We start from the raw sequence: 6,289 nt of genomic DNA, 5'->3' as shown, positions 1-6,289 counted from the left end.
GAGAACTTTCGCTACGCCGTCAACAGGTTTTTCCAACTTTCTCAACCCGCTCACTTCGCGCAAAGCCTTGCCACTGCTGGCTCTCCCGCTTCCCGTGCCCCGGCGTCCGGAGCACGAAAGAGCGAGATTCTAGCGAGCCGAACGGCCGCTTGCAAGCGTTATTTTGATACGCATGGGTTGCGCCAGAAATGATGCGAAGATGGCATAACACGCTCATCCGAAGATCAGCCGAAAACCACTCTTTCAGGCAGCCGCGCGCTTCTGCATCGCACGCTCGACTACGCTCAAATAATGATCGAGGCCCGGCGTCGCGCGGTTTTCTTCTTTTGCGCGATCGTCCCATTTGCGCAGGCGCAGTGCATCTTCCGCGTACGGCTTCTGCAAGAACACGTCAGCCTCTTCCTTGCTGAAGATACCGCCTTGCAGTTCCAGACTCCGCACCGAATCGGCGGAAAGCTGGCCGAAATACGCATCGTCGATTGCGCATAGGCAGCGCTTGGCGTCGACATGCAGCCGGATCGGCTCCAACACTGCGTCGGACAACACCGGCCGCAAGAACGGCAGCGCGAAATACTGATGCAGATCGTCGATGCCCCGCTCCGTCGGCGTTTCGCCTTGCAGATTCAGCAGATGGCCGAGGTCGTGCAAAAACGCAGCAGCAACGAGTTCATCGTCGGCGCCCACCTCTTCCGCCAATGCGCCGCTTTGCAGCGCATGTTCAAGCTGCGTCACCGGTTCGCCGCTATAGGCAAGATTGCCGTATTGCTCGAATAATGAACGGATGTCGCTCAGACTCAATGCCACGCTCTTACTCCCACGGTAACGAAAAGGTCTTGAGGTTAGTGAAGCTCTTCATCGCCTCCTGAACGCCTTCCTTATATCCAAGCCCGGAATCCTTGATGCCGCCGAACGGTGTCAGCTCGATCCGGTATCCCGGCACCTCCCACACGTTGACCGTCCCCACGCGCAATTCGTTGATGAAGCGCGTGATCGCGTCCTGCCGGTTCGTGCACACACCGGACGACAACCCGAACGGCGTCCCGTTACTGATCCGGATGGCGTCGTCGAGCGTGTCGAAAGTGATGATCGGCGACACCGGGCCGAACGTTTCCTCGCGCACCAGTGTCATTGACGGGTCGACGCTATCCAGCACCGTCGGCGAGTACAGCGCGCCGTCGCGTTGATTGCCGATGCGCAGGCGCGCGCCGCTCGCCACCGCTTCATTGACGCGCGCCTCGAATAGCTGCGCGGCGGCGACGTCGATCACGGTGCCCATCTGATTCGACGCGTCGAATGGATCACCGCAGGTCCATGCGCGTGTCTTCTCCACGACCAGATCAGTGAAGTCCGCCGCGATACTCTTCTGCACCAGTATCCGCTTGACCGCGGTACACCGCTGACCGGAGTTCTTATACGAGCCCTGCACGGCAAGCTTCGCCGCGCGATCGAGATCGGCGTCTTCGAGCACGATCAGCGGATCGTTGCCGCCCAGTTCCAGCACGATGCGCCGGTAGCCCGCCTTTGCAGCGATATATTTACCGATCGCCACGCCGCCGGTGAAGGTCACGAGCTCCGCCAGCGGATGCGTGATCAGTTCGTCGGCGATTTCGCGCGGATCGCCGGTCAGCACCTGCAGCATCGGCGTCGGCAAGCCAGCTTCATAAAGAATGTCCGCCAGATAGAGCGCCGACAGAGGCACCTTCTCCGACGGCTTCAGCACGACGCGATTATTGGTGGCTATAGCCGGCGCGATCTTGTGCGCAACCTGGTTCATCGGATGGTTGAACGGCGTAATCGCAACGATCACACCCTCCAGCGGCTCGCGCTGCGAAAACACACGGCGCTTCTTGCCATGCGGCGTCAGATCGCACGAGAAGCTCTGGCCGTCGTCGCGCAAAGCTTCGATCGAGGCAAACTTGAGCACATCGGCAACCCGGCCGATCTCGTAGCGTGAATCCTGCTTCGACAAACCCGACTCGAGCGAAATCAGGTCCGAAGCTTCTTCAGTTCGCTCCCGCAGCAACGCCGCCGCGCGTTCGAGAATCTGCGAGCGCTCGTAGCGGGTGAGCTTCGCCTGATACGCAGCGGCATATTCGAACGCGGCGCGCACGTCGTCGATGCTCGCCAACGGGACCGTGCCTACGCGCGTTCCCGTAAAAGGATCGAGCACGTCGAGCGTGCGCGAGCGCGTCGCGCGCTCGCCTTTGAGCCGCAACGCTTCTGCCCGAAATGCCGGATGGTCCCGCAGCACGGCGTTCATGATGCCGACACGTGATTCAATGCGACGTCGAAGATATCGAAGTTGCGCAGCCGCTTATCGATAGGCAGGCCCTCGACGCGGCGATTGAACAGCAGCGGCACTTCCTGCTCGGAGATGCCGCCGTGCGAGCGCAACGGCACGGTCAGTCCGGACAGATCATGTTCATCGCGACGCGTGCCAAGCACCACGTGTTTGGTACTGACCACAACGATATCGCCCACGCGGTCGTTCGGCAGCTCGAAACGCTCGCATGCGGCGCGGTTGTCGAGCACGACTTCAATGCCCTGCAAACCGCCGATCCGTTCGATCACCTGCGCAACGCTCACGTCGTGCGGCAGGTAAACCGTCGCGAACGAACCGAGCGCACCGTGATGAACGACATACGGATCGGTGATCGGCAGAATCACGCGCGCTTTCCCGTGCCCAAGCCAATCGTCCAGCACGTCCTGCAGATAGATCACGTTCGGCTCGCCGGTCTTCGGATCGTGCTTGGCGTTCATGCCGTGGTCGGCGGTCAGGCCGATCACCCAGCCGAGCGCGTCGAGCTTCGCGAGATAGCCGTCCATCATCGCGTAGAAGTCGTTCGCGCCTTGGGTACCGGGCGCCCATTTGTGCTGGATGTAATCGGTGGTCGACAGATACATCAGGTCGAGCTTGCGGGTTTCAGCAAGTCGCACGCCGGCGGCAAACACGAACTCGGACAAACCGGCGCTATACACATCAGGCACCGGCAGGCCGACCAGATCGAGTACTTCGTCGATGCCGTTTTCTTCGCGCGTCACCTTGTCGGCTTTTTCCGCCGAGAAACAGATGCCCTTCAACTGCCAGCCGAGCAAGCGGCGCAGTTTGTCTTTCGCGGTAACCACGGCAACTGCGGCGCCTGCTTCCGCCGCGGCTGCCAGCAAGGTGCCGGCGCGCAGATAGGCGGGATCGTTCATCATCACTTCCGCGCCCTCGCCGCCGTTCGCGTCCGGGTCCCAGAAATAGTTGCCGCAAATGCCGTGCACCGAGGGCGGCACGCCGCACACGATCGAGAGATTATTCGGGTTGGTGAACGACGGAATCACGCAGTCGCCCTTGAAAGCCGCGCCGTCCTTGAGCATCTTGCCGATGAACGGCGCGACGCCCGCCGCGACCGCAGCTTCGAGGTAATCGTATTCACAGCCGTCGACGCACACCACAACTGTTGGTTGCGAGGGTAGCCGGTAGGTGCGGCCATTGACGTCGATCGTACGTTCGCTTGCGTTTGCCATCATTACCTTCCATGCGTGAAGAGCACCCGTGCTCTAGTCAATCTGTTGCAACCAGTCTCAATCATTCGATACCGCCGACATCCGCACCGCGCCCAACTGCCCCGCCGGTTCGCACGCCTCACGCGCGCGCTGCAGGCCGCCGTTCACATGCGCATGCATCAGCGCGGCAGCATGCTCAGCGTCGCGCGAGGCCAGCGCCGTCAGAATCGCACGATGTTCGGCGAGCGAGCGCTCCATCGCGTCGGCATGCACCACCAGCGCGGCGCGGCGAAACAGGCTCAGTTCGCTCACCAGCCTTCGATATGTCTCATACAGCTTGACGTTGCCCGATGCCGCCACGATCGCGTCGTGAAACGCGACATTGGCGCGCGTGTAGGCATCGTGATCCTGCGCGTCGAGCGCGGCGCGCATCGCGTCAAGCCATTCGCGCAACACGGCAAGCTTCTGCGCATCAATGCTCGAAGCCAGCATCCGGCACGCCGCCTCTTCGAGCACCGCACGCACCGCGTAAATCTCGTCCGCTTCCGCCAGCGACACCGTCCGCACGAACACGCCGCGGTTTTTCTCGGTGCGCACGAGGCCCACCTGTTCCAGCGCGCGAAACGCCTCGCGCACCGGCCCGCGCGAAACCTGCAGACGCGCAGCCCAGTCGGCTTCGTTGAGTTTGTCGCCGGGCGCGAGCGCCCCTTCGATGATGTGCCGTTCGATTTCGTCGCGGACCAGCGTCGTCAGTGAATGCCTGCGCACAACCTCAATCGGATCGACGGAAGCAGCTTGCATATATTCGGTCATTTTGACAAATTTCGCCACATCGATATGTGTTTGCGCGCCCGCCGCCTGGCATGCGCACGCAAACACAACAATCAGAAGGTGCTCGTCAGTCCACCCGACGGCGCGGGACGCGCGCCGCGATCAGCAGCAGCGCGGCAAGCGAGACCATCAGCAGAATCAGCGACAGCGCGGAGGCCGGCAGGTAATAACCGCGCTCCACCTGCCCGACCACGACGATCGGCACCGTCGCAAAGCCCGGCGGGTACACAGTAAGTGTGGCGCCGAGTTCGCCGAGCGAGAGCGCGAAGCCGAGCGCGAGACTCGCGCGGATCGCGGGCACCAGTTGCGGCAGCACGACGCGGCGCAGCACCATCGACGGCGGCGCACCCAGACTCGCTGCCGCTTCGCGCAGAATGGTCAGTTCCGGACGCAACGCGGCGGCCGCACAGCGGTAGCAGAACGGCAGCACCAGCGCGAGCTGCACGAACACAACGATCGCCGCCGAACTGGACAGATCGAACGGACGCTTGTGGTACGCGATTAGCACGGCCAGCCCGAGCACCACGCTCGGCACGCCGTTGGGCATCATCGCGATGGTGTCGACAAACGCGCCAAGACCACGCCGGTCGCGCCCCTCCAGTGCCAACGCCAGCCACAGCCCGAGAATCGTGCCGAGTACGGCGACGCCCATGCCGATTTCGAGGCTCGTAGCCAGCGCGTCGAAATCGCTGGAACCCAGCCGTTCGAACCAGCGCATGCTGAGGCTGTCAGGCAGGATCGTGCCCGACCAGTGCCCGGCCACGCTGGACAGCGCAACCACCAGTACCGGCAGGACGAACAGCCAGAAGCACAGCAACGCGGCAAAGCCGAGAAACAGGCTACCGAGAATACGCACCGGCAGACTGCGGCGCACCGGCCGCGCCTTCTTGTGCATGACCGGCAAAACGGTCGGGTCGAGTTCAACGGCCATGACCCGCTCCTTTCACCTTGCGACGGTTGACCTGGCGGTACAACGCATACAGCGACAACGACATGACCAGCATCACGACCGCGCCAGCGGCGGCGGTCGGCAGATCCAGGTCGACGGTCGCGGAACTGTAGATCGCAACCGGCAGCGTGATCAGATGCGCGCTGCCAAGCACGAGCAAAATGCCGAACTCGTTCAACGTCAGCAGAAAACACAGGATCGTGCCCGCAGCGATGCCCGGCCACGCGAGCGGCAGGATCACCTTGAACGCGACCATCCAGCCGCTTGCGCCGAGACTGCGGGCGGCTTCGATCAGACGCATGTCGAGCGTGGCGAACGAAGCCAGCGTCGGACGCACGACGAACGGCGCGTAGAAGACCACTTCCGCGAGAATCACGCCGCCCACGCCGAACAGGAAATTGAGCGGTGGCGCCTCGAGATGAAACAGCCGCTGCAAGCCGATGCTGACCGAGCCTTGCGAGCCGTACAGAAAGATCAACGTAAAGGCGACCAGAAAGGACGGGAACGCGACGAACAGTTCGAGGAAGCGCGTGATCATCCGCGCGCCGGGAAACGGCTTGAAAAACAGCATCGACGCCAACGCCACGCCTAGCAGTGATGCAAGGCCGGCGCTGGCAAACAGAATCCACAGCGTCGTGCCGACCACGCCGCTCGTTTCCGGATTGCCGAAGAACGCCGAGTAAGCCTGCAAGCTCAAACCATGCGGCCCAGTGAGACTCAGCAGCACCAGACGCACGAGCGGATAGATAACCAGCGGACCCAGCACGACCACCGCAAGGAACAGCAGGTGCCATTGCGCCACGCGTTCGCGTCGCTTCACCGCCGCCGTGTGCGAGGCCGCGCTCGCGCTGCGGCGGGCATCGGCGGCGGCGTTCATGGATTCAGATGTATCAGGGGTTGATAAGGACGACATCGTCAGCCTCATAACGCAGGGAAACACGCGCGCCCTTCTCCGGCATCATGCCGTGGCCGCGCTGCATGGTGACGAGCACAGGCTCTTTGGGCATCGCGTCCAGA

At 62.6% G+C, this 6,289-nt stretch carries 6 protein-coding genes and 1 pseudogene; all 7 read right to left on the bottom strand.

Annotation, left to right across the window (positions count from 1 at the left end; translation table 11 throughout):
* Positions 1 to 243: 243 nt before the first annotated feature.
* A complete protein-coding gene (locus tag VFE81_RS00300; RefSeq protein ID WP_325042676.1) occupies positions 244 to 804 on the bottom strand; it encodes a phosphonate degradation HD-domain oxygenase in 561 nt (186 codons plus the stop codon).
* Between the two features lie 4 nt (positions 805 to 808).
* Positions 809 to 2,260 (bottom strand): phosphonoacetaldehyde dehydrogenase, encoded by a 1,452-nt coding sequence (gene phnY / locus VFE81_RS00295; protein ID WP_325042675.1) that lies wholly within the window; start codon positions 2,258 to 2,260, stop codon positions 809 to 811.
* Entirely contained in the window at positions 2,257 to 3,513 is a 1,257-nt protein-coding gene (gene phnA / locus VFE81_RS00290; RefSeq protein WP_325042678.1) for a phosphonoacetate hydrolase, read from the bottom strand. Before phnA ends, phnY begins: the two co-directional genes overlap by 4 nt.
* 57 nt (positions 3,514 to 3,570) lie before the next feature.
* Positions 3,571 to 4,305, bottom strand: coding sequence for a phosphonate utilization associated transcriptional regulator (locus VFE81_RS00285; protein ID WP_325042674.1), 735 nt, complete (start codon positions 4,303 to 4,305; stop codon positions 3,571 to 3,573).
* 85 nt (positions 4,306 to 4,390) lie between these two features.
* Positions 4,391 to 5,254, bottom strand: a complete 864-nt coding sequence (gene phnV, locus VFE81_RS00280) for a 2-aminoethylphosphonate ABC transport system, membrane component PhnV (RefSeq protein WP_325042673.1) — start codon at positions 5,252 to 5,254, stop codon at positions 4,391 to 4,393.
* The gene (locus VFE81_RS00275) at positions 5,244 to 6,185 is read right to left on the bottom strand and encodes a 2-aminoethylphosphonate ABC transporter permease subunit (protein ID WP_325042672.1); all 942 of its coding nucleotides are present in this window, start codon (positions 6,183 to 6,185) and stop codon (positions 5,244 to 5,246) included. Before VFE81_RS00275 ends, phnV begins: the two co-directional genes overlap by 11 nt.
* Positions 6,163 to 6,289: pseudogene (locus VFE81_RS00270) on the bottom strand (2-aminoethylphosphonate ABC transport system ATP-binding subunit PhnT); the annotation flags it as partial. The pseudogene VFE81_RS00270 and the gene VFE81_RS00275, both read right to left, overlap by 23 nt.

Origin of the sequence: Paraburkholderia sp. (assembly GCF_035656215.1) — a bacterium.
Classification (GTDB): domain Bacteria; phylum Pseudomonadota; class Gammaproteobacteria; order Burkholderiales; family Burkholderiaceae; genus Paraburkholderia.
The sequence above is the reverse complement of the archived record's forward strand: the minus strand, read 5'-3'. Positions and strand labels throughout refer to the sequence as shown.